The organism is Curtobacterium sp. UNCCL20, assembly GCF_900101675.1.
Classification (GTDB): domain Bacteria; phylum Actinomycetota; class Actinomycetes; order Actinomycetales; family Microbacteriaceae; genus Curtobacterium.
In genome coordinates, this window is record NZ_FNKG01000002.1 from 630,075 (window position 1) to 652,010 (window position 21,936).

A 21,936-nucleotide genomic window follows, 5' to 3' on the forward strand; every position below is an offset into this window, starting at 1 on the left:
ATGCAGCCTAAACGACACCGCCGACTGAAAGGCTGGCAAGGATCTCCATGACTCGCTGGGAATACCTCACGACCCCGTTGATCATCCACAACACCACCGCCATCCTCAACAACTTCGGGGACGAGGGCTGGGAGCTGGTCCAGGTCGTCACCGGCCCGGAAGGCGGCCTCGTCGCGTACCTGAAGCGCCCGAAGGCGGACGCGTGAGCGTCGCCGACCGGCTCGCCGAGCTCGGTCTGACGCTCCCGTCGGTCGCGGCCCCGGTCGCCGCCTACGTCCCCGCCGTCGTCACCGGGAAGTACGTCTACACGGCCGGCCAGCTGCCGTTCGTCGACGGCGCGCTGCCCGTCACCGGCAAGGTCGGTCAGACGGTCGACGCCGAGACGGCGATGGCCGAGGCGCGGACCGCGGCGCTCAACGCCCTGGCGGCCGTGCAGTCGGTCGCCGGCTCGCTCGACCGCGTCGCACGCATCGTCAAGGTGACGGTCTTCGTCGCCTCGGATCCGGCGTTCACCGGGCAGCCCGGCGTCGCGAACGGCGCGTCCACGCTGGTCGGCGATGTCTTCGGTGACGCCGGCGTCCACGCGCGGAGCGCGGTGGGCGTCGCGGTGCTCCCGCTGGACGCGCCGGTGGAGGTCGAGCTGGTGGTGGAGCTCACCGACTGACGGACCGTCGGCGACACGCGTCACGTGAGCAGGGCCTCCAGTCTGGATCGGACTGGAGGCCCTGCTCACGTCCCCGGGACTACATCAGTTCCGCGATGGTCGCCATGATCGTCGGGTCGGCCAGCGTGGTCGTGTCGCCGATGCGGCGGCCCTCGGCCGCGTCGCGGAGGAGACGCCGCATGATCTTGCCCGATCGCGTCTTCGGCAGCTCGGGCACGATCACCACCTGCCGTGGCTTCGCGATCGCACCGATGCGTGTGCCGACCCAGTTGCGCAGTTCCGTCGCGGCGGCCTGGCGGTCGACGTCCGCTGCGGCCTCGGAGGTGAGGATCACGAACGCGACCACCGCCTGCCCGGTCGTCTCGTCCGCGGCGCCGACGACGGCGGCTTCGGCGACGCCCTCGTGGCCGACCAGCGCCGACTCGATCTCCGCCGTCGACAGTCGGTGACCGGAGACGTTCATGACGTCGTCGACACGCCCCTGCACCCAGATGTCGCCCTGCCCGTCGAGGCGTGCCCCGTCGCCGGCGAAGTAGCGGCCGGGGAAGCGCGACCAGTACGTCTCGACGAAGCGGTCGGGGTCGCCCCAGATACCGCGGGCCATCGACGGCCAGGGTTCGGTGATGGTGAGGTAGCCGCTGCCGCCGGGGTCGACCCGGTGGCCGTCGTCGTCGACGATCTCGGCGACGATGCCGGGCAGCGGTGTCTGTGCGGCACCGGGCTTGAGCTTCGTGACGCCGGGCAGGGCGGAGATCATGATCGCCCCGGTCTCGGTCTGCCACCACGTGTCGACGATCGGGGTGCGGTCGTGGCCGATGACCTGCCGGTACCAGTTCCACGCCTCGGGGTTGATCGGTTCGCCGACGCTGCCGAGCAGGCGGAGGGTCTCGAGGCTGCGGGCCTCGGGGATCTGCCGGCCGGCCTTCATCGCCGCGCGGACCGCGGTCGGCGCGGTGTAGAGGACCGTGACGCCGTAGGCGTCGACGAGGTCCCACCAACGGCCGGGCTTCGGCTCGTCCGGCGTGCCCTCGTAGAGCACCTGCGTGACGCCGTTCGCGAGGGGGCCGTAGACGACGTAGGAGTGCCCGGTGATCCAGCCGATGTCGGCGGTGCACCAGTAGACGTCCTTCTCCGGGTGCATGTCGAACACGTTCTTGTGCGTGTACGCGGCCTGGGTGAGGTAGCCGCCGGAGGTGTGGACGATGCCCTTCGGCTTCCCGGTCGTGCCCGAGGTGTAGAGGATGAACAACGGGTTCTCGGCGGGGAAGGCCTCGGCCTCGTGGGTCGGCGCGGCCTTGGCGAGTTCGTCGTGCCACCAGAGGTCGCGGTCGTTCCAGGCGATCTCGTTCCCGCCGCGCTTGACGACGAGGACGTGCTCGACGCTGTCGGTGCCGTCGCCCTCGAGCGCTTCGTCGACCGCGGGCTTCAGCGGCGAGACGGCACCACGCCGCCAGCCACCGTCGGCCGTGACGACGAGCTTCGCGCCGGCGTCCTCGATGCGGGCGCGGAGGCTGTCGGCGCTGAACCCGCCGAAGACGACGGAGTGCACGGCGCCGATGCGGGCGACGGCGAGCATCGTGACGACGGCTTCCGGGATGAGGGGGAGGTAGACCACGACCCGGTCGCCGTGGCCGACACCGAGGTCGGTGAGCATGTTGGCTGCTCGCTGGACCTCGTCCGTCAGCTCGGCGTAGGTGATCCGGCGGGTGTCGCCCGGCGCGCCCTCGAAGTGGATCGCGACGCGGTCGCCGTTGCCGGCGCGGACGTGCCGGTCGAGGCAGTTCTCGGCGACGTTCAGGGTGCCGTCGGCGAACCACTCCGCGAACGGGGCACCGGACCAGTCGAGGGTCTGCGTGAACGGGCTCCGCCAGTCCAGGAGGGTGCGGGACTGCTCGGCCCAGAACGCCTCACGGTCCGCCGAGGCGGCCTCGTGGAGGTCCTCGCCGGCGACCGCGTCCGCCACGAACTCGGGCGTCGGGGCGAAGGTCGGTCCGTCGTCGGCGCCGTCGTGGGTTCCGTCGTGACGGGGATCGGTCTGGGTCGGAGTGGACATCGATGTCCTTTCGCGTCGTTGCGGCCGGGGTGGTGCACCCGGAGACTACCCCTCGGCGGGAACCGGATGCAGCGGGGCGCGTCCCGGGTTCTGCACCGTGGTGCGTCCGGGGCTCGCGTGGTGATCGCGGAGGTGTCCGGCAACGCTGCGAGTGGCGCGTCGGGTGCGCCGCGCCCGGAAGTCGTGTCGGGGGTTGCCCCGGAGGGCCGATCATGGGGTACAGTAGTTCCCGCTGGACTCGTTTCCGGCGGCAACGGTTCGGATTCCCCCCAATCCACCGATGTCAAGGCGGCACCTGTTCCCCCCAACCGGTGCCGCCTCTTCTTTTTCCCCGACCGGGTGTCGACCCTCCCCGATCGAGCAGGGCACCTCGAGCGGCGTCGATCCGCATGGACATGCCGAAGCGTGGACAGACCTGTCCATGCTTCCGTATAGACCGCAGCGCCCGCCGGAGATGCATCTGTTGTCCTCGGCAACGGCGCACGGTCCGCGTACCGCCGCGGTCGTGGCACTCGGCGCACCCGACACCGAGCGGGGTACGGCATTGCAGTTCGGGGTACAAAACAGTCCGTTGGTGGTGATGGCCGGGTGTTGTGCACCGGCAGGGCGGGCGCGCCCTGCGACCTGTGCGTCGTGCGTACCGTTTGGCCGCATGCGCCGCCACCGTGCCGACACCCCGTCCCCGCTCACCGGGCCGTCCCGTTCCCGCGGACCGTTCCTCCCCGGCACCGCGCCACCGGCGCGGCGACGACACGTCGACGCTGCCGACTTCGAGGAACTCGCCGCGCTCGTCGCCGACGCCGCGGTGACCGACGTCCTGGTCGTCGGCGGACGAGGAACCTGGATCGATCGCGGGCAGGGTCTCGAACGCGCCGGACCCGACCTGCCCGAGCGACGCGTCCGCGAACTCGCCGTCACCCTGGTGGCGCAGGGCGGACGCCACGTCGACGAGACCACGCCGTGCGCCGACGTCCGGCACGGTGACGGGATCCGCGTGCACGTCGTGCTCGCACCGGTCTCCGTCGGCGGGACCGCCGTCTCGATCCGGTTGCCGAGTCCCGGGCTGCCCACCCTGGCGACCCTCGAGCGGCTCGGCGCCTTCGCCCAGGTGCCGCGCGGGGTGGTGGAGCGCGCGGTCGAGGGGCGCCGGAACGTCCTCGTCACCGGGGCGACCGGCAGCGGCAAGACGACCCTGCTCGCGGCGATGCTCGGTGCCGTCCCGCCCGACGAACGGATCGTCACCGTCGAGGACGTCGCCGAGCTCCGGATCGACCACCCGCACGTCGTCGCACTCGAAGCGCGGCAGGCAAACGCCGAGGGTGCCGGAGCGCTCGGCCTGGCACGGCTCCTGCGCGAGGCGTTGCGGATGCGCCCGGACCGCCTCGTCGTCGGGGAGTGCCGCGGCGCCGAGGTGCGCGAGCTGCTGTCGGCGCTCAACACCGGCCACGACGGGGGAGCGGGGACGGTGCACGCGAACGGCATCGCGGACGTGGGCGCCCGGCTCGAGGCGCTCGGGGCGCTCGCTGGGTTCGGACCCGAGGCGCTCGCGCGCCAGGCGGTGAGCGCGTTCCACCTGGTGCTGCACGTCGAGCGGCACGGCGGGCGCCGTCGGCTCGGTGGGGTGGGGGAGCTGCGGGCCGACGCGGACGGGAGGCTCGACGTGCGTCCGGTGGAGCCGTCGCGGTGACGAGGCGGCCCGGTGCGGCGCCTCGCGACGCTGCGGCGACGGCACGGACGCTGGACCGGGTGGCGACGCTCGTCGCCTCCGGCGTCCCGCCGCCACGAGCGTGGGAACTGGTCGGTGGTCTCCCCGGCGGTGACGACCCCGCGCGCGGGGACGTCACCGCCGTGCTGCACGTCGCCGCACGGACCGGCGCGCCCGTCGCCGTCGCCCTCCGCGCCCTCGCGGCGGCCCTGCGACGTTCCGCGGCGTCCGACCGTGCCGTCCACGTCGCGATCGCCGGCCCGCGCGCGAGTGCCCGGGTGGTGCTGGCGCTGCCCGTGCTCGGCCTCGCGCTCGGCTCGACCTGGGGCGCCGGGGCCGTCGAGGTGCTCGTCACGACCCCGGCCGGCTGGGCGTGCGCCGTCGTCGCTGCGGTGCTGGTGGCAGCCGGGCGGGCGTGGACCGGACGGCTCGTCCGCGCCGCGACACCGGACGGGCGCGTTCCCGGCGTCCTGCTCGACGCGTGGGCGGTCGCGGTGTCCGGCGGTGGATCGTGGGCGGCAGGAGGTGCGGCGGTGCGGGCGGCGTTCGACGGCGCCCGGGTCGACACGGACCACAGTGAAGAGGAACGACTGCGCGAGGTCCTCCAGCTCGCGCAGCGGGCAGGCGTGCCCGCCGCAGCACTCCTCCGCGCCGCCGCCGAGGACGTCCGTGACGACGCCGCAGCCGACGGGCTCGCCGCCGCCGAGCGCCTGGCAGTCCGGCTCGTGCTGCCACTCGGCGTCTGCGTCCTGCCGGCGTTCGTCCTCGTCGGTGTGGTCCCGGTGGTGGTCGGGGTCCTCTCCTCCACCGTGGTGGGTGTGCGGTGATCCGTCCACAGATCCCGACCCGGCCCCCGATCGAGCGCCGTCGCGCGCCAGCCTGGAGGAACCGCAACAGGAAGGACCGCACCCATGCACGACACACCCACCTCCCACATCACCACCTGGCTCCGTCACCGCCTGCACGACGACCGGGGATCGGCGACGGCGGAGTACGCGGTCGTCATCCTCGCCGCCGTCGCCTTCGCCGGTGTCCTCGTCGCCGTGATGCGGTCGGGCGAAGTCCAGAGCATCCTCACCGAGCTCGTCCGTGGCGCGCTCTCCCTCTGATGCACGAGCGGGGATCGACGGGGAGCGCGGGACCGTGAGCGTCGAGTTCGCGGTCGTGCTCCCCGTCGTCGCCCTCGTGCTGACCTCGCTCGTCGCCGCGGTGGTCGTCGTCGACGGCCTCGGGCGGCTCCAGCTGGCGGCGTCCACGGCGGCGAGGGCCATCGGGCGCGGTGACGACGACGCCGGCCGGAGCGCGGCCGAGGGCATCGCCCCGGGGGCCTCCGTCACCGTCAGCCGCGGCACCGAGTTCGTCTGCGTCGACACCGAGCGGAACGGGACGGGGCCGTTCGCCCTCGTGCCGCTGCGTGCGACGGCGTGTGCCGCAGCAGGTGGGACGTGATCGTCTCGTCGCACGCCGGCGGCGCCGAGCAGGGGTCCGCCACGGTGCTCGTCACGGCCGTCGTCGGGGTCGTCCTCGTGCTCGTCACCGCGGCGCTCGCCGCCGCCGGCGTCCGCGTCCAGACCGTCCGCGCGCAGGGCGCGGCGGACGCCTCCGCGCTCGCCGCGGCGTCGGCGCTCGTCGGGCTCTTGCCGGGGGACCCGTGCGCCGTGGCCGGTGCGGTCGCGGCGGCCAACCGAGCGACCCTCGGGGCCTGTCGCACGACCGCTGCCACCGCCCGCGTCGAGGCCGTCGTCGAGGGCACACCGTTCGCCGTGGGCGCAGTCGCGGTCGCCGGTCCGGCGGACGACCAGCCCGAACACTATGTGTATGGTGTGCCTGTCGGCCCCCGGTCACCGGTGCCCCGGTCGACCCGGACGCACTCGTCGTCCAGGGCCGACGAGCACCATCGATCAAGGAGACACGTGCCAGGCACGAAGAAGCTCGTCATCGTCGAGAGCCCCGCGAAGGCCAAGACGATCGCGCAATACCTCGGTGACGGATACGAGGTCCAGGCGTCCGTCGGACACATCCGTGACCTCGTCGAGCCCAAGAACCTCCCGGCCGAGCTCAAGAAGGGCTCCCTCGGCAAGTTCTCGGTCGACGTCGACAACGGCTTCGAGCCCTACTACGTCGTGTCCGACGCGAAGAAGAAGACGGTCTCCGAGCTCAAGCGGGCGCTCAAGGAAGCCGATGAGCTCTACCTCGCAACTGATGAGGACCGCGAGGGCGAGGCCATCGCGTGGCACCTCCTCCAGGTCCTGAAGCCCAAGGTGCCCGTCAAGCGCATGGTGTTCCACGAGATCACGAAGGAGGCGATCCAGCGCGCGCAGGAAGCCACCCGTGAGCTCGACACCGCCCTCGTCGACGCGCAGGAGACCCGTCGCATCCTCGACCGTCTCTACGGGTACGAGGTCTCGCCGGTGCTCTGGCGCAAGATCGGCCCCGGGCTCTCCGCCGGCCGCGTGCAGTCCGCCGCCACCCGGCTCGTCGTCGACCGCGAGCGCGAGCGCCTTGCGTTCGTGTCCGCCAACTACTGGGACCTCAGCGCGCGCTTCGAGAAGGAGGGCGACACCGCCTTCACCGCTCGTCTCGCCCGCATCCACGGCACCCGGGTCGCCTCGGGTCGTGACTTCGACGACCGCGGTGCGCTGAAGGGCGACATCGTGCGCCTCGACGAGGCCGCCGCCGCAGCGCTCACCGCCGTGCTCGAGCGCGCCGGTGACGCGACCGTCCGCAGCGTGGACTCGAAGCCGTACACCCGTCGTCCGGCGGCGCCGTTCACCACGTCGACGCTCCAGCAGGAAGCGGCCCGCAAGCTCCGGTTCTCGGCGCGTCAGACGATGAGCGTCGCGCAGTCGCTCTACGAGAACGGCCACATCACCTACATGCGAACCGACTCGTCCTCGCTCTCGCAGCAGGCGATCACGGCGGCCCGCAAGCAGGCGGCCTCGCTCTACGGTGCCGAGACGATCCCGGACAAGCCGCGCAGCTACGCCGGCAAGAGCAAGAACGCGCAGGAGGCGCACGAGGCGATCCGCCCCGCCGGCGACACCTTCCGCACCCCGTCCGAGATGGACGGCGTGCTCCGTGGCAACGACTGGCGCCTCTACGACCTCATCTGGAAGCGCACCGTCGCTTCCCAGATGGCGGACGCGAAGGGATCCACCGCGTCCGTCGTGCTCGGCGTCGCATCGACCGAGTCGGTCGAGGGCATCCCGTCGACGGCCTCCGGCACCGACGTGGAGTTCACCGCCTCCGGCACCGTGATCACGTTCCGTGGCTTCCTCAACGCCTACGAAGAGGGCCGCGACGAGGACCGCCACGAGGCATCCGGTGAGGGCGGCGACGCGAAGCTCCCGCAGATGACCGAGGGCGACCACCTCGCTGTCACCGACGTCGAGGCCAAGGGCCACGACACCTCGGCGCCGCCGCGGTACACCGAGGCCAGCCTCGTGAAGACGCTCGAGGAGCTCGGGATCGGGCGCCCGTCGACGTACGCGGCGATCATCTCGACGATCATGGACCGCGGGTACGTCACCCAGCGCGGCAGTGCGCTCGTGCCGAACTGGATCGCGTTCAGCGTCGTCCGGCTGCTGGAGGAGCACTTCGGCGACCTGGTGCAGTACGACTTCACCGCCGGCATGGAAGAGGACCTCGACCGCATCGCCAGCGGTGACGAGGACCGCGTCGACTGGCTCAAGGAGTTCTACTTCGGCGGCGGGGACCAGCGTGGCCTCCGCACCGTCATCGACAACCTCGGCGAGATCGACGCGCGTGAGATCAACTCGGTCGAGCTCGCACCCGGCCTGACCCTGCGGATCGGTCGGTACGGCCCCTACATCGAGGTCCCGAGCGACGACCCCGAGAAGCCCCGCCGCGTGAACGTGCCCGAGGACCTCGCTCCCGACGAGCTCACGACGGAGAAGGCCCGCGAGCTCGTGGACGCCCCGGTGCTCGGCGACCGCGTGGTCGGCATCAACCCGGAGTCCGGCAAGGAGGTCCTCGCGAAGGACGGCCGGTTCGGACCGTACGTCACCGAGCGCACCCCGGAGCCGGAGCCCACGGTGGACGCCGCCACGGGCGAGGTCATCGAAGCGGGCGCAGAACCGGCAGCCGCAGAGGCCGCAACCGCCACGGCCACCGCCACGGCCACCGCCACCAAGAAGGCTGCGGGCACGACCGCCGCGGCGAAGAAGGCCCCGGCGAAGAAGACCACGAAGAAGGCCGCGCCGAAGGAACGCACGGCGTCCCTCTTCAAGTCGATGGACCCGCAGACGGTCGACCTCGAAACCGCCCTGAAGCTGCTCTCCCTGCCCCGGGTCGTCGGCAACGACCCCGAGTCGGGCGACGAGATCACAGCGCAGAACGGCCGCTACGGGCCCTACCTCAAGAAGGGCACGGACACCCGGACCCTCCCGAGCGAGGACGCGATCTTCGACGTCGACCTGCCCGGTGCGCTCGAGTTGTTCGCGCAGCCGAAGTACGGCGGACGCCGCGCCGCGAGCGCGGCGCTCAAGGAGTTCGACGCCGACCCGGTGTCCGGCAAGCCGATCAAGATGAAGGACGGCCGCTTCGGTCCCTACGTCACCGACGGCGAGACCAACGCGACGATCCCGCGCGGCGAGGACATCGAGGCGGTCGACCACGCACGTGCGGTCCAGCTCATCGCGGACAAGCGTGCCAAGGGGCCGGTGAAGAAGAAGGCCCCGGCGCGGAAGGCGCCGGCCAAGAAGAAGTGACCGGTCGGTTCATCACGCTCGAGGGTGGCGACGGCGCGGGGAAGACCACGCAGGCGGAGCTCCTGACGGCGTGGCTCGAGGAGCACGGCCGCACCGTCGTCCGCACCCGCGAACCCGGGGGCACCGACCTCGGCGTGCGCATCCGCGAGATCGTGCTGCACGAGCGGGGTCACGTCGCGCCGCGTGCCGAGGCCCTGCTCTACGCCGCGGATCGCGCCCACCACGTCGAGACCCTGGTTCGCCCGGCGATCGCGCGCGGGGACGTCGTGCTGCAGGACCGCTACATCGACTCGTCCGTCGCGTACCAGGGCGTCGCCCGTGGGCTCGGCGCCGATCACATCCGTTCGGTGTCCGAGTGGGCAGCGGACGGTCTCACGCCGGACCTCACGGTCCTGCTCGACCTCGACGTGACGGTGGGGCGCGCCCGCGTCGCCGCGGCTCGCGGGGACACCTTCGATCGGCTCGAGTCCGAAGCGGCCACGTTCCACGAGTCCGTCCGCCGTGCCTTCCTCGACATGGCGGCCGCCGAACCCGAGCGGTTCCTCGTGGTCGACGCCGAGGGTCCGGCAGCCGCGGTCCAGCAGCGGATCCGCACGGCGGTCGCCCCGCTCGTCGGGATCGACGCAGCATGACGGTGGCGGCTGGCAGGATGAGCCCGTGAGCGTGTGGGACGGCCTGACCGGGCAAGAGGAAGCGGTCGCATCGCTCCGGAACGCTGCCGAGTCGACCGACGGCACCGGTGGGATGACGCACTCGTGGCTGATCACCGGGCCTCCCGGGTCGGGGCGGTCGAACGTGGCGTCGGCCTTCGCCGCGGCGCTCGTCGGCCACGGGCCGGACGACGACCACACCCTGCAGCAGATCACCGCGAAGACGCACCCCGACGTGTCGGTCCTCACCACGCAGCGGGTCATCATCACGATCGACGAGATCCGCCAGCTCGTGACCTCGTCGTACTACTCGCCCTCGGTGGGCCGCTACCGCGTCGTCATCATCGAGGACGCCGACCGCATGACCGAGCGCACCTCGAACCTCCTGCTCAAGGCGCTCGAGGAACCGCCCGAGCGCACCGTCTGGATCCTGTGCGCCCCGAGCGAGGCCGACCTCCTGCCGACGATCCGCTCCCGGGTCCGTTCGGTGCGCCTCCGGGTGCCCGGCATCGAGTCCGTCGCCGACCTGCTCGTCGCCCGGACCGGCGTCGACCGCACGCTCGCGATGGACGCCGCCCGCCAGGCGCAGAGCCACATCGGGATGGCCCAGCGTCTCGCCACCAGCGAGGATGCGCGCGACCGGCGGCGTCGGACCCTCACCACGGTGCTGGGCGTCCAGACCGTCGGCGACGCGGTCATGGCCGCTGCCGACCTGCTCGCCGTCGCCGACGAGGACGCCAAGGCCATCACGCAGCAGCAGGACTCCGAGGAGCGCGACGCAGCGATGCGGTCCCTGGGGATCGAGCCGGGCGGGACGATCCCGCCGGCCCTCCGCTCCCAGCTCCGGCTGCTGGAGGAGGACCAGAAGCGCCGAGCGACACGGAGCCTCCGTGACGGCCTCGACCGGATCCTCGTGGACGTGTCGTCGCTCTACCGCGACCTGCTGCTCCTCGGGCTCGGTGCACCGGCGGAACCGGTGAACCTCGCGATGCGCGAGCACCTCGACCGTGCGCTGCAGTCGGTGACCCCGGCCGCCGCGCTGGAGGTCCTCGACGCGGTCGCGCTGGCACGGCAGCGCATCGCCGCGAACGTGGCCGCGCTCCTCGCGCTCGAGGCGCTCCTCGTCACGATCGCCCGCGCTCGCCGCTGACGGCACGTTCCGACGCGGCGCGCTCAGGGGGAGCCGGGTCGCGCGGTGGACGCGACCGAGTCGGACTGGAGGCACGGTGCCAGGCCGCCCCGCGCCTCCAGTCCGACCACCGGTCGCGACCCGTGCGCCGCGCCGCTCACGCGCACGGGCTCCCGTGGGACAATCACGGCATGTCCGACGCAGAACCCGGCCTGCGCGAGCGGAAACGCCGCGCCACCCGACTCGCGATCCAGCAGGCTGCGCTCCGCATCGCCATCGAGGACGGCCTGCCGGCGGTGACGGTCGACGAGATCTCGCGCCGGGCGGATGTGTCGCCGCGGACGTTCTTCAACTACTTCCCGAACAAGGAAGCCGCGATCCTCGGAGAGGACCCGACCCTGTCGGACGACGCGGCACGCGAGACCTTCGTCGCGGGTGGTCCGAAGGGCGACCTCCTCGCCGACGTCGGCACCCTCCTCGTGCACGCCACCCGCGAGCTCATCGAGGAGCGCGGCCTCATCGAGGAGCGGCAGCAGGTGCTCCGAGCGGCGCCGGAGCTGTTCAGCCGGCGGATGGAGTCGATGAAGGAGTTCCAGGCCGAGGTGGAGCGGGCGATCGTGGCGCGGCTCGAGGGGCTGTCGTCAGGCTCGGTCGTCGAGCCGGAGGTGCTGCGTCGGCGGGCACGACTGGCATCCCTCGTGGCACTCGCCACGCTCCGTCACGCGTGGTGGGAGTGGTCCGACTCCGACACGGACACGCACCTGGTCGACGAGCTCGAACGGTCGTTCGCGGACCTCGACGCGCTCGTTTCGCGTTCGCTCGTCTGAACCTGTATAGTCGTGACCCGTGCCGCTCCGGCTCCGGAGCGTCCGCCGCCTTAGCTCAGTCGGTAGAGCGATTCACTCGTAATGAATAGGTCGTCGGTTCGATTCCGACAGGCGGCTCCACGAAGAACCCCGGCCGTGCAGTTCCAGCGAACTGCACGGCCGGGGTTTTCGCATTCCTCAGCGTCGACTCAGGGCAGGTAGTACGTCGGGTTCGGCAGCTTCACGCTGCGGTCAGCCGATCCGCCGAGCAGGTCGCTGTACTGGTCGCCGAAGTTGGCGACGATGTCGTACCGGCCGCCGGAGCGCGACTCGATGTGTGCGCGGGTCTGTGACTTGTACTCGACCGTGGTGCACTTCGCGGTGGCGCAGGTGATGTAGGACGGCTGCTGTGAGGTGCCGACGCCGGTCCACTTCGTGTAGTACGTCTGCGTCCCGTGCTGTTCCGCGGAGATCTGCGGGTACCCGACTCGCTGCAGGTTCTCGATCGTGACGGCCTTCTGGTCGTCGTTCCGGCCGGTCAGGCCGATGACGGTGCAGCCGGAGCGGGACGCGATGGCGGCGAGCGAGGTCATCGACGGGGTGGCGGGGAAGCGTTCGTCCTGCACCCACTCGTCCTGCAGCGCGGGGTCGAACACGAAGTGCATCGCGGCGACCTCCATGTCGTAGGTCCAGAGGGTGGTGTCGTCGGCGTCGAGGACGATCGCGGGGTTGCGGTGCTGGTGGCGGCCGATGCTGCACTGCGCGGCGACGACCGGTGCCTGGCGGGCCACGATGGACCGCATCTCGCGGATGTAGGGGGAGTCGGTGCGGTTCGCGAGGCCGGTGCCGGGGTCGCCGTAGTAGGTGGCGATGGTCTTCTTGACGGAGTCGATGTTCGGGATGCCCTCACCGGACTGCGTGGCACCGGAGGAGCCGTCGGCGGCCATCGTGAACTGCGTCCGCGGGGACAGCCGGGGTTCGGAGACGCCGGGCAGGTCTGCGGAGGGGAGGTAGTAGGTCGGGTTGGGGAGCTTCACCGAGCGGTCGGCGTACCCGCCCTGCAGGTCGCTCCACTGGTCGCCGATGTTGAGCGTGATGTCGTACCCGAGGTCCTGCTCGATGTGCTTCCGCGTGAGGGCCTTGTACTCGACGGTGGTGCAGCTGGCAGCGGCGCAGCTGATGTACGCGGGCTTCTGCGACGCGCCGACACCGGTCCACTTCGTGAAGAACCGGTCCTGGGTGAACGCGGTGTACCCGACCTTGGTCAGGTTCTGCACGGTCGCGGCCTTCTGGTCGTCGTTCCGGCCGGTGAGCCCGAAGACGGTGAAGCCCATCGCGGACGCGCGGTTCACGAAGCCGACCATCGAGGGGACGGCGGGGAACCGCTCGTCCTGGACCCACTCGTCCTGGCGGGCGGGGTCGAAGACGAAGTGCATGTCCGCGACCTCCATGTCGTACGTCCAGAGCGTGGTGTCGTCGGCGTCGAGCACGATCGCGGGCTTCTCGCCGTGCCGGACGGCGGCGTCGTGGATGCGCTGGAGGCCGGCGCTCTGCCGCGCGACGATGGACCGCATCTCGCGGATGTAGGGGGAGTCCGTGCGGTTCGCCAGCCCGGTGCCGGGGTCCCCGTAGTAGGTGGCGATGGTCTTCTTGACGGAGTCGATGTTCGGGATGCCCTCGCCGCCCTGGGTGGCGCCGGAGGATCCGTCCGCGGCCATCGTGAAGTGCGTCCGTGGTGTCAGGCCGGTGTCGGGCGAGTGTCCCGGTGAGCCCCATCCGTGGGCGGAGGCGACACCGCCGCCGAACACCGTGGACGAGAGGACGATCGCCGCGCTGGTGGCGACGACGGACAGGACGGAACGGCGCATGGAGGACCTGATCACCTTCGGTCGGGAGGGGGGAGTGTGCACCCCCGGAAGGGGGGTGAGAGCACGCTAGCTGGCAATCACCCGTGGAGTCCACAGCAGTGTGCTGCAGACGGACAGCACTTGCATCGCAGTCGTCATGGATACGATCTCGGGGTGCGCTCCTCCGCTTCGGCCCTCGACCGCCCGGGGATCCGGATCGCCGCCTTCCTCGTCGTGGCCGTCTGGGGCCTGTACCAGTGCTTCTGGAACCTGCTCGGGTCGAACATCGCGGGCGACGAGTCGATCTACATCAGCGCCGGGTGGGACTACGTCCACGGCGACTTCGCCGACAACCGTGAGCACCCGCCGTTCGCGAAGTACCTCTTCGGCCTGGCACAGCTCGTGTTCGGGCAGGGTGCCCTGGGCCCGCGGCTCGTCGTCGCGGTCCTGGTGTTCGCCGTCGCGGTGGTCGCCTTCCTGTGGCTCCGGCGGCACATCGGCTTCTGGGCCGGTCTCACGGCCGCGGGGCTCTGGCTGCTGACGCCGCGTGGTGGTGTCGGCACGCGGGTCGACCGGATCGCCCTGCTCGACCCGGTGATGGCGGTCTTCGCGCTGTTCGCCCTGGCCGCTGCGTGGGCCTGGGTGCGGACGGACCGCTGGTGGCTCGCTCCGGTCTCCGGCGCACTCATGGCGCTGTCCGTCACGTCGAAGGTCTCGACGGTCGTGCTCCTGCCCGCGTTCCTGCTGCTGCCGGTGTTCCACCGTGCCTGGCGGAAGCTGCTCATCGGCGGGCTGCTCTGGGCCCTGGCCTTCGGGGTCGTGTTCGTGGTGGTGTACCTGCCGATGGGCATCCGCTCCGCGATCGAGTACATGGTCACGTTCCAGAACGGGCAGAACACCAACGGGCACCCCATCACCATCGACGGGCACGTGTACACCTTCGCGCCGTGGTGGGCGAACCCGCTGTTCTTCGAGCGGGGCGTCGGCGTCGTGATGACGGTCGTCATCGTCGTCGGGCTCATCGCCGCGCTTGTGGTCCGTCCGGATGTGCTGGTCGCGTACCTCGCCACGGCGCTCGGGTGCATGGTCGTCTTCTACGTCGTCGTGGCGAAGATCGCGCTCCCGCACTACTACGAGGCGTGGATGCCGGTGCTGCTCGTCCTCACGGCGATCGGGTACGCGCGGCTCGGCAGCCTGCCACCGCGCACCTGGACCTCGGCGGTCGCCGCGCTCCTCGTGCTCGTCTCGGCGGTGCCCGCGGTCGGTCTGTCCCGCGCCATCGCGACTGCCGAGCCAACGGGGATCGCCCTGGTGGACGGGTACCTCCGCAGCCGGGGTGTGGACGGCGGCACCGTGCTGTTCGTCTCCGCGACGCCGACCGTGTACCGCCCGTACTTCGCCGACCGCGGCACGATGGACGTCCGCAAGGGGCCGTTCACCGCGGTCGTGGTGGGCGGGGATCCCCGGTTCCCGGCCGCCGGCACGGTGAACGCGCTCATCAGGAACGACGCCGACGAGCTGGTCCGGCGGGACGTCGACGGTCTCGTCGTGTACACGCCGAAGGAGCCGGGGACCATCGCCGACCAGGGCGCCGGCCTCACCGTGGTGCACTGAACGGCGACGACTGCGACGACGACCGCGACTGCGACGCCGACCGCGACTGCGACGCCGACCGCGACTGCGACGACGACCGCGACCGCGACGACGACCACGACCACGACCGTGGTGTCGCGGCGCCGCCCGCCCCGATCCGAGCCCCCTGGTAGACAGGACGCATGACGGTTCGCTGGGGAGTCATCGGCACGGGCGGCATCGCACGCTCCTTCGTGGGCGACTGCGCCGCCGCGGGGGTCGACTTCGTCGCGGTCGGCAGCCGCACGCCCGACCGCGCCGCCGCGTTCGCGGCCGAGTTCGGCATCCCGCGCTCGTACGGTTCCTACGAGGAACTGGTCGCCGACGACGATGTCGACGCGGTGTACATCGCGACGCCGCACTCCCGACACGCCGAGGACGCCCTCCTCGCGATCGACGCCGGCAAGCACGTGCTCGTCGAGAAGGCCTTCACGATCACCGCGGACGAGGCGCGCCGCGTGGTGGACGCCGCCCGGCGCGCCGACGTCGCGGTGATGGAGGCGATGTGGACGCGCTTCCTCCCGCAGATGTCGATGGTGCGCGAGCTCGTCGCCGAGGGCCGCATCGGGCGCGTCCGCGTCGTCGAGGCCACCCACCACCAGGCCCTCCCGACGGATCCGCACCACCGCCTCAACGACCCGGCGCTCGGCGGCGGGGCGATGCTCGACCTCGGTGTCTACCCGATCTCGTTCGCCGTCGACGTGCTCGGCGTCCCCACCTCGGTGGTGGCCGCCGGCACGCTGAGCGAGCAGGGCGTGGACACCCAGATGGGACTGGTCCTCACCCACGAGGGCGGCACGCAGTCGATGATCCACTTCGGTCTCGACCTGCGGAGTCCGAACACCGCGTCGGTGATCGGCGAGGACGGTCGCATCGACCTCGACGCGACCTGGTACACGCCGACGACCTGGCGGCTCCGCGACCGCGACGGAGCGGTCGTCGAGGAGTTCGACGGCCGTGAGGAGCTCACCGGGTACGCACACGAGGTCCGCGCGTTCGAGTCGATGGTCACGTCCGGCAACCACGAGGGCGGCCCGATGGACCCGGAGGAGACCATCGCCGTCATGGCGCTGATGGACGAAGCCCGCCGCCAGGTGGGCGTCCGCTACCCGGCTGACGCCCGATCCGGGTCCACGGATCTCGCCGACGGCCTGGAGGCTCCTCCCGCAGTTCCGTAGGATCGATCGCGATGTCCGACCAGCAGCCTGCACCGCGCTCCGTCGCGGACCGCCTCCGCGACGCGCTCGCCTCCGTCCGTGCGTCCGCCGCCCGTCGCCCGGTCCCGTGGATCGCCGGCGGCCTCGCTGCGGTGCTCGTGCTCGGTTCCGGCGGCGCGGTTGCCGTCGCTGCGGCGACGATGCCTGCGCCGCGCTCCTCCGCGAGCCCGGTCGCCGACGCCAGCACCTCGTCGACGCCGTCGCAGTCGACGAGCGCGACCGCGACGGCACCCGCCAGCACGCCGACGCCGGCCGGTCGTGCCGTGCCGAAGGACGTCCCCGGTCCGACGGCGCTCCGCACCTGCACGATCTCGAGCGCCGCGTCCGCCAGCGGCCTCGGCGCGTTCGAGGGCTACGTCATGAACGCGAAGACCGGCGAGGTCCTGTTCTCCCGCAACGGGGACAAGGCCGCGCAGACCGGCAGCGTCATGAAGACCCTCACGACGGCGACCGCCCTGGCCGTCCTCGGTGGCGACCACCGGATCCCGACCACGGTGACGAAGGAGTCCGGCGGAACCATCGCCCTCGTCGGCCACGGTGACGCCACCCTCTCGGCCGGTGGGGCGACGGTGTACCCCGGCGCGCCCACGTTGGGGCAGCTCGCCCAGCAGGTGAAGGCGAAGCTCGGCAACACGCCGGTCACCACGATCGTCACCGACGACACCTACTGGAACGACGCCGACGCCTGGGACCCGACGTGGCCGGTCAGCGAACGGACGATCGGGTACCAGCCGAACGTCACCGCGCTGATGGTCGACGGCGACCGGGCGAACCCGGGCGCCGCGACCTCGCCGCGCTCCACCGACCCGGTCGGCCGCGCCGGTTCCCTCTTCCGCACCGCACTCGCGAACGCCGGCGTCGCGGGGGCGGCGAACGCGCAACTCGTGAAGCGTGCGACGACGAGTTCGGACACGATCGCCACGGTGTCGTCCCAGCCGGTGTCCACCCTGATCGGGCAGATGATCCCGAACTCGGACAACACCCTCGCCGAGATGCTCGCCCGGATCTCGTCGAAGGAGTCCGGGTCGAACGGATCGGCCGTGTCGCTGACCTCCGTCTACCAGGCCGCGCTCAAGTCGTACGGCGTCGACCCGGCCGGCATCGTCATCAAGGACGGCTCGGGCGAGAGCGCCGCCAACGCGGTGTCCCCGAACTTCGTCGCCCACCTCATGGTGCAGGTGCAGGCGGGCGCGAAGGGCCTCGGCACGCTCGCGAACGCCCTGCCGGTGTCCGGGCAGTCCGGCACGCTCGCCAGCCGGTTCACCGGGGCGAACGCCGTCGCCCGCGGCAAGGTGCACGCGAAGACCGGCTGGATCGACAGTGCGAACACCCTCGGCGGCTACATCGATGCCGCGGACGGATCCCGCCTGACGTTCGCGTTCTACGCCATCGGGTCCTCCCGGGCCGCGGCGCTGCCGGCCCTCGACGCCGTCACGGCCGCCACCTACTCGTGCGGGAGCAAGCTCACCGGCTCCTGAGCCCCAGGGTGTTGGATGGCCCCATGGCCAGGGCACTGCTCGTCGTCGACGTCCAGAACGACTTCACCGAGGGCGGCGCGCTCGCCGTCTCCGGAGGGGAGGCGCTCGCGAAGCGCATCACCGCCTTCCTCGGCCGGCACGCCGAGGAGTACGACCTCATCGTCGCCTCCCGCGACTGGCACCACGGCGACGACGACAACGGTGGGCACTTCGCGGGCGTCGAGGGGCCCGACTTCGTGACGAGCTGGCCGGTGCACTGCGTCGCCGGCACCCCGGGCGCCGACTTCCACCCGGACTTCGACACCCGCACCGTCGACGTCCAGGTCTTCAAGGGCCAGGGGAAGCCGGACTACTCGGCGTTCCAGGCCACGACGGACGACGGCCTGCCCCTGCACGAGGTGCTCGGTGCCCACCACGTCACCGAGGTCGAGGTGATCGGCATGGCCACGGACCACTGCGTCCGCGCATCGGCGCTCGACGCGCTCGCCGCCGGGTACGCGGTCGAGGTGATCGACGACCTGGTCGCCGGCGTCGACGCGGAACGCAGCGCCCTCGCCCTCGCGGAGGTCCGTGAGGCCGGTGGGCACATCAGCAGCAGCGACATGGACGAGGGGCTCGCGAACCCCGGAGGAGCAGTACTGTGACCGACACCACCACGACCACCACCGGGCTGACGACGACCGTCGCCGACGAGAACGTCTCCGTCGCCGGGGTCCCGACCGGGCTCTTCATCGGCGGCGCGTGGCGTGCGGCATCGAGCGGTGCGACGTTCGCCGTCCACGACCCCTCCACCGGTGCCGTGCTCGCCGAGGTCGCCGACGCCACCCCCGAGGACGGCGTGGCCGCCCTCGACGCCGCCGTCGCCGCGCAGGACGCGTGGGCCGCGACGGCACCGCGGACGCGCTCCGACCTCCTGCGTCGTGCGTTCGACCTCGTGCACGAGCACGCGGACGACCTAGCGGCGCTCATGACGCTCGAGATGGGGAAGCCGTTGGCCGAGGCCCGGGGCGAGGTCACCTACGGTGGGGAGTTCCTCCGCTGGTTCTCGGAAGAGGCGGTGCGGATCACCGGCGACTACCGCACGAACCCCGAGGGCACCGGCCGTGCCATCGTCCTGAAGCGTCCGGTCGGGCCGGTCTACGCGATCACGCCGTGGAACTTCCCGCTCGCGATGGCCACCCGGAAGATCGGGCCCGCGCTCGCCGCCGGGTGCACCGTCGTGGTGAAGCCCGCCGAGCTCACCCCCCTGACGACCCTGTACCTCGTCGAGCTGTTCCGCCGCGCCGGGTTGCCCGACGGCGTCCTCAACGTGGTGCCGTCGCTCGACGCGAAGGGGCTGTCCGAGCCGATCATCGCGGACCGCCGGCTCCGGAAGCTGACCTTCACGGGGTCGACCCCCGTCGGTTCCGCGCTCCTGAAGCAGGCGGCGGACAACGTCCTCACGACGAGCATGGAACTCGGCGGGAACGCGCCGCTCCTGGTGTTCGACGACGCCGACCTCGACGCCGCGGTGTCGGCGGCGATGCTCGCGAAGTTCCGCAACACGGGCGAGGCGTGCACCGCCGCGAACCGCTTCTTCGTGCAGGAGGGCATCGCGGACGCCTTCACCGCAGCGCTCACCGCGAAGGTCGACGCGCTGCGCATCGGCCGGGGGAGCGAGGACGGCACGACCCTCGGCCCGCTCATCGACGACCGTGCGGTGGACAAGGCCGCCCGGCTCGTCGACGACGCCGTCTCGCGTGGCGCGCGGCTCGTGACCGGTGGCGCGCGCGTGGAGCGTCCGGGGACCTACTACCAGGCCACCGTCCTCGACGACGTGCAGCCCGGGTCGGACATCCTCACCACCGAGATCTTCGGGCCGGTCGTCTCGATCACGCGGTTCGCCACCGAGGAGGAGGGCATCCGGCTGGCGAACGACACCGAGTTCGGCCTCATCGCGTACGCGTTCACGACCGACTTCGCCCGAGGCCAGCGGCTCGCCGAGCGCCTCGAGACGGGGATGCTCGGGCTCAACACCGGGGTCGTCTCGAACGCGGCGTTCCCGTTCGGCGGCGTGAAGTCCTCCGGCCTCGGCCGCGAAGGGTCGCACGAGGGCATCGAGGAGTACCTCGAGACCGTCTACGTCCTGACCCCCGACCCCTTCGCCGCGTAGGGGCCGGCGCTCAGACCAGCAGCTGGTGCTTCGCGAGGTCGCGGTACAGCGGCGTCGACTCGACGAGCTCCGAGTGCGTGCCGACCCCGACCACCCGTCCGTGCTCGAGCACGACGATCACGTCGGAATCGACGACCGTCGACAGCCGGTGCGCGATGACGAGCAGCGTCCGGTCCTCGGCGACGGCGTCGATCGCGAGCCGCATCTTCTGCTCGTTCACCCCGTCGAGCGACGACGTGGACTCGTCGAGCAGCAGGATCGGGGGAGCGGCGAGCAGGGCACGGGCGATCGCCAGGCGCTGACGCTCACCACCGGACAGCATCACGCCGTCCTCGCCGACCTGCGCGTCGAGCCCCCGCGGGTCACGGTGCAGGACCTCGCCGAGGTTGACCGCCTCGAGCACGCGCACGCAGTCGTCCTCGGTCGCGTCGGGGGACCCGAGCAGCAGGTTCGCGCGGATCGTGCCGGCCAGCACCGGGGCGTCCTGTTCGACGTACCCGATCTGGGCGCGGAGCTCCTGGCGGTCGAGTCCGCGGACGTCGACGCCACCGAGACGGATCACGCCGTCGGTCGGGTCGTAGAACCGTTCGATGAGGGCCAGCGTCGTGGACTTGCCCGCGCCGGACGGCCCCACGAGGGCGACGCGCGAGCCGCGCGGTACCCGGAAGGACACGTCGTGCAGCACCGCCTGCTCGTCGTCAGCGGTGTCGGCGGGGCGACCCGCGCCTCCAGGCTGGTCCGACGACGCCGACGACGCGACCGCGCCGTCGGGACCGGACGCGTCCGCGGAGCCGCGGTACCGGAACGACACGTGCTCGAACGTGATGGCGTCGTCCGTCTCGACGGCGGGGGCGGTGCGCACCGCGCCGTCGTCCTGCGCCTCGGTCGGGAGGTGCAGGATCTCCTCGATCCGGCCGAGCGCGCCGAGCGCCTGCGCGACCGCGACGGCGGCGCCCATCGCCTGGCCGAGCGGCATGATCATCATGAACAGCAGCAGGATGAACGTGATGAGGGTGGCGATGGTGATGGTGCCGGCGGCGACCTGGGCACCGCCGACCCCGAGGACCGCGATGAACGCCACCTGCATGACGATGCTCGCGACCGGCACGACGAACGCCGACATCTTCGCGATGTCGAGGCCGCGCTGGTAGGCCTCGGTCGCGTGCGTGTCGACCTCGCGCACCTCGCGGTCGGTGGCTCCGGCGGCGCGGATCGTCCGGACGGCGCCGATGCCGCGCTCGACCGCGGCCGTCAGGTCGCCGACCTTCTCCTGCGCGCGCTTCGACGCGATGCGGATGCGCCGGCTGAGGCCGCCGACGACGACGATCGCGATGAGCACGATGACGACGGTGATGCCGAGCAGCAGCGGGTCGATGATCGCCATCGCGACGACCGCGCCGATGAAGGTGAGCGCGCCACCGATCGACTCGATGAGCCCCTGCGTGAGGACCGCGCGGAGGAGCGTCGTGTCGCTGCCGACGCGGGACACCAGGTCGCCGGTACGGCGGGTGTCGAACTCGGAGATCGGCAGGTTGAGGATGCGCGCGATGAGCTTGCGGCGGGTCGAGAGCACGACGCCCTCACCCGCGCGCTGGAGCAGGAAGTGCTGGACGCCGTTCAGGACGCCCGACACGAGCACGAGGGCAACCAGCAGCCACACGAGCATGCTCAGGGTGTTGCCCTGCTGCACCGCCGTGACCACCTGGTTCACGAGCAGCGGCTGGGCGAGCGAGGCGCCGGCGCCGAGGACGCTCAGGACGATGATGACCACCATCGCCGGCTTGTTCTCGAACAGGTAGCTGAGCAGTCGGCCGAAGCTGGCCCGGGGGCCGTCGGTCTTCTTGGGTCGTGCGAAGGGGGAGCTCATCGTGTT

Annotated in this window: 18 protein-coding genes and 1 tRNA gene; 16 read left to right on the top strand and 3 right to left on the bottom strand. The window is 71.7% G+C overall.

Features of this window, described 5'->3' with window-relative positions; genetic code table 11:
* Positions 1 to 47: 47 nt before the first annotated feature.
* On the top strand, positions 48 to 206 hold the full coding sequence (locus BLT36_RS18770; RefSeq protein ID WP_022907077.1) for a Sp36 family protein: 159 nt from the start codon (positions 48 to 50) through the stop codon (positions 204 to 206).
* Complete coding sequence (locus tag BLT36_RS12310) at positions 203 to 664, top strand: RidA family protein (RefSeq protein WP_092095478.1); 462 nt, start codon at positions 203 to 205, stop codon at positions 662 to 664. The genes BLT36_RS18770 and BLT36_RS12310 overlap by 4 nt, the downstream gene beginning before the upstream one ends.
* A gap of 79 nt (positions 665 to 743) precedes the next feature.
* Here BLT36_RS12310 and acs read toward each other — a convergent pair whose 3' ends face one another.
* On the bottom strand, positions 744 to 2,717 hold the full coding sequence (acs, locus tag BLT36_RS12315; protein ID WP_092095480.1) for an acetate--CoA ligase: 1,974 nt from the start codon (positions 2,715 to 2,717) through the stop codon (positions 744 to 746).
* A gap of 652 nt (positions 2,718 to 3,369) precedes the next feature.
* Between acs and BLT36_RS12320 the strand changes: the two genes are divergently transcribed.
* The 9 genes from BLT36_RS12320 to BLT36_RS12360 all read left to right on the top strand — a co-directional run bounded on the left by BLT36_RS12320 (position 3,370) and on the right by BLT36_RS12360 (position 11,878).
* The gene (locus BLT36_RS12320) at positions 3,370 to 4,404 is read left to right on the top strand and encodes a TadA family conjugal transfer-associated ATPase (RefSeq protein WP_092095481.1); all 1,035 of its coding nucleotides are present in this window, start codon (positions 3,370 to 3,372) and stop codon (positions 4,402 to 4,404) included.
* Entirely contained in the window at positions 4,401 to 5,249 is an 849-nt protein-coding gene (locus tag BLT36_RS12325) for a type II secretion system F family protein (RefSeq protein ID WP_139166455.1), read from the top strand. The genes BLT36_RS12320 and BLT36_RS12325 overlap by 4 nt, the downstream gene beginning before the upstream one ends.
* Before the next feature lie 84 nt (positions 5,250 to 5,333).
* Positions 5,334 to 5,531 (top strand): DUF4244 domain-containing protein, encoded by a 198-nt coding sequence (locus tag BLT36_RS12330; protein WP_092095484.1) that lies wholly within the window; start codon positions 5,334 to 5,336, stop codon positions 5,529 to 5,531.
* Between the two features lie 34 nt (positions 5,532 to 5,565).
* Positions 5,566 to 5,871 carry a TadE family type IV pilus minor pilin gene (locus BLT36_RS12335; protein ID WP_092095486.1) on the top strand — a complete coding sequence of 102 codons (306 nt, stop codon included), beginning with the start codon at positions 5,566 to 5,568 and terminating at the stop codon, positions 5,869 to 5,871.
* Positions 5,868 to 9,152 carry a type I DNA topoisomerase gene (gene topA / locus BLT36_RS12340; RefSeq protein WP_139166456.1) on the top strand — a complete coding sequence of 1,095 codons (3,285 nt, stop codon included), beginning with the start codon at positions 5,868 to 5,870 and terminating at the stop codon, positions 9,150 to 9,152. The genes BLT36_RS12335 and topA overlap by 4 nt, the downstream gene beginning before the upstream one ends.
* Positions 9,149 to 9,784, top strand: coding sequence for a dTMP kinase (tmk, locus tag BLT36_RS12345; protein ID WP_092095487.1), 636 nt, complete (start codon positions 9,149 to 9,151; stop codon positions 9,782 to 9,784). Before topA ends, tmk begins: the two co-directional genes overlap by 4 nt.
* A 25-nt stretch (positions 9,785 to 9,809) precedes the next feature.
* Positions 9,810 to 10,952, top strand: coding sequence for a DNA polymerase III subunit delta' (locus tag BLT36_RS12350; RefSeq protein WP_092095489.1), 1,143 nt, complete (start codon positions 9,810 to 9,812; stop codon positions 10,950 to 10,952).
* A 170-nt stretch (positions 10,953 to 11,122) separates the two neighbouring features.
* Positions 11,123 to 11,758 carry a TetR/AcrR family transcriptional regulator gene (locus BLT36_RS19040; protein ID WP_139166457.1) on the top strand — a complete coding sequence of 212 codons (636 nt, stop codon included), beginning with the start codon at positions 11,123 to 11,125 and terminating at the stop codon, positions 11,756 to 11,758.
* 44 nt (positions 11,759 to 11,802) lie between these two features.
* Positions 11,803 to 11,878, top strand: a tRNA-Thr gene (locus tag BLT36_RS12360).
* Between the two features lie 68 nt (positions 11,879 to 11,946).
* On the opposite strand, the gene BLT36_RS12365 is transcribed toward BLT36_RS12360, so the two are convergent.
* Positions 11,947 to 13,605, bottom strand: a complete 1,659-nt coding sequence (locus BLT36_RS12365) for an HAD family acid phosphatase (RefSeq protein ID WP_092095490.1) — start codon at positions 13,603 to 13,605, stop codon at positions 11,947 to 11,949.
* A gap of 153 nt (positions 13,606 to 13,758) precedes the next feature.
* Here BLT36_RS12365 and BLT36_RS12370 point away from each other — a divergent pair, with 153 nt between their 5' ends.
* The 5 genes from BLT36_RS12370 (at position 13,759) to BLT36_RS12390 (ending at position 20,063) form a co-directional block, all read left to right on the top strand.
* On the top strand, positions 13,759 to 15,198 hold the full coding sequence (locus BLT36_RS12370; RefSeq protein ID WP_175529628.1) for an ArnT family glycosyltransferase: 1,440 nt from the start codon (positions 13,759 to 13,761) through the stop codon (positions 15,196 to 15,198).
* Positions 15,199 to 15,359: 161 nt separating this feature from the next.
* A complete protein-coding gene (locus BLT36_RS12375; RefSeq protein ID WP_092095492.1) occupies positions 15,360 to 16,394 on the top strand; it encodes a Gfo/Idh/MocA family protein in 1,035 nt (344 codons plus the stop codon).
* Between the two features lie 11 nt (positions 16,395 to 16,405).
* Complete coding sequence (gene dacB / locus BLT36_RS12380) at positions 16,406 to 17,911, top strand: D-alanyl-D-alanine carboxypeptidase/D-alanyl-D-alanine endopeptidase (RefSeq protein WP_092095493.1); 1,506 nt, start codon at positions 16,406 to 16,408, stop codon at positions 17,909 to 17,911.
* A 23-nt stretch (positions 17,912 to 17,934) separates the two neighbouring features.
* A complete protein-coding gene (locus BLT36_RS12385; RefSeq protein WP_092095495.1) occupies positions 17,935 to 18,555 on the top strand; it encodes an isochorismatase family protein in 621 nt (206 codons plus the stop codon).
* A 26-nt stretch (positions 18,556 to 18,581) separates the two neighbouring features.
* Positions 18,582 to 20,063, top strand: coding sequence for an NAD-dependent succinate-semialdehyde dehydrogenase (locus BLT36_RS12390; RefSeq protein ID WP_092095853.1), 1,482 nt, complete (start codon positions 18,582 to 18,584; stop codon positions 20,061 to 20,063).
* A gap of 10 nt (positions 20,064 to 20,073) precedes the next feature.
* Here BLT36_RS12390 and BLT36_RS12395 read toward each other — a convergent pair whose 3' ends face one another.
* Positions 20,074 to 21,930 carry an ABC transporter ATP-binding protein gene (locus tag BLT36_RS12395; protein WP_092095496.1) on the bottom strand — a complete coding sequence of 619 codons (1,857 nt, stop codon included), beginning with the start codon at positions 21,928 to 21,930 and terminating at the stop codon, positions 20,074 to 20,076.
* Between the last annotated feature and the right edge of the window lie 6 nt (positions 21,931 to 21,936).

Coding starts and splice junctions, on each gene's coding strand:
- acs (WP_092095480.1), bottom strand. CDS start 2,717: ATGTCCACTCCGACCCAGACCGATCCCCGTCACGACGGAACCCACGAC.
- BLT36_RS12385 (WP_092095495.1), top strand. CDS start 17,935: ATGGCCAGGGCACTGCTCGTCGTCGACGTCCAGAACGACTTCACCGAG.
- BLT36_RS12320 (WP_092095481.1), top strand. CDS start 3,370: ATGCGCCGCCACCGTGCCGACACCCCGTCCCCGCTCACCGGGCCGTCC.
- BLT36_RS12330 (WP_092095484.1), top strand. CDS start 5,334: ATGCACGACACACCCACCTCCCACATCACCACCTGGCTCCGTCACCGC.
- BLT36_RS18770 (WP_022907077.1), top strand. CDS start 48: ATGACTCGCTGGGAATACCTCACGACCCCGTTGATCATCCACAACACC.
- BLT36_RS12395 (WP_092095496.1), bottom strand. CDS start 21,930: ATGAGCTCCCCCTTCGCACGACCCAAGAAGACCGACGGCCCCCGGGCC.
- BLT36_RS12365 (WP_092095490.1), bottom strand. CDS start 13,605: ATGCGCCGTTCCGTCCTGTCCGTCGTCGCCACCAGCGCGGCGATCGTC.
- BLT36_RS12375 (WP_092095492.1), top strand. CDS start 15,360: ATGACGGTTCGCTGGGGAGTCATCGGCACGGGCGGCATCGCACGCTCC.
- BLT36_RS19040 (WP_139166457.1), top strand. CDS start 11,123: ATGTCCGACGCAGAACCCGGCCTGCGCGAGCGGAAACGCCGCGCCACC.
- dacB (WP_092095493.1), top strand. CDS start 16,406: ATGTCCGACCAGCAGCCTGCACCGCGCTCCGTCGCGGACCGCCTCCGC.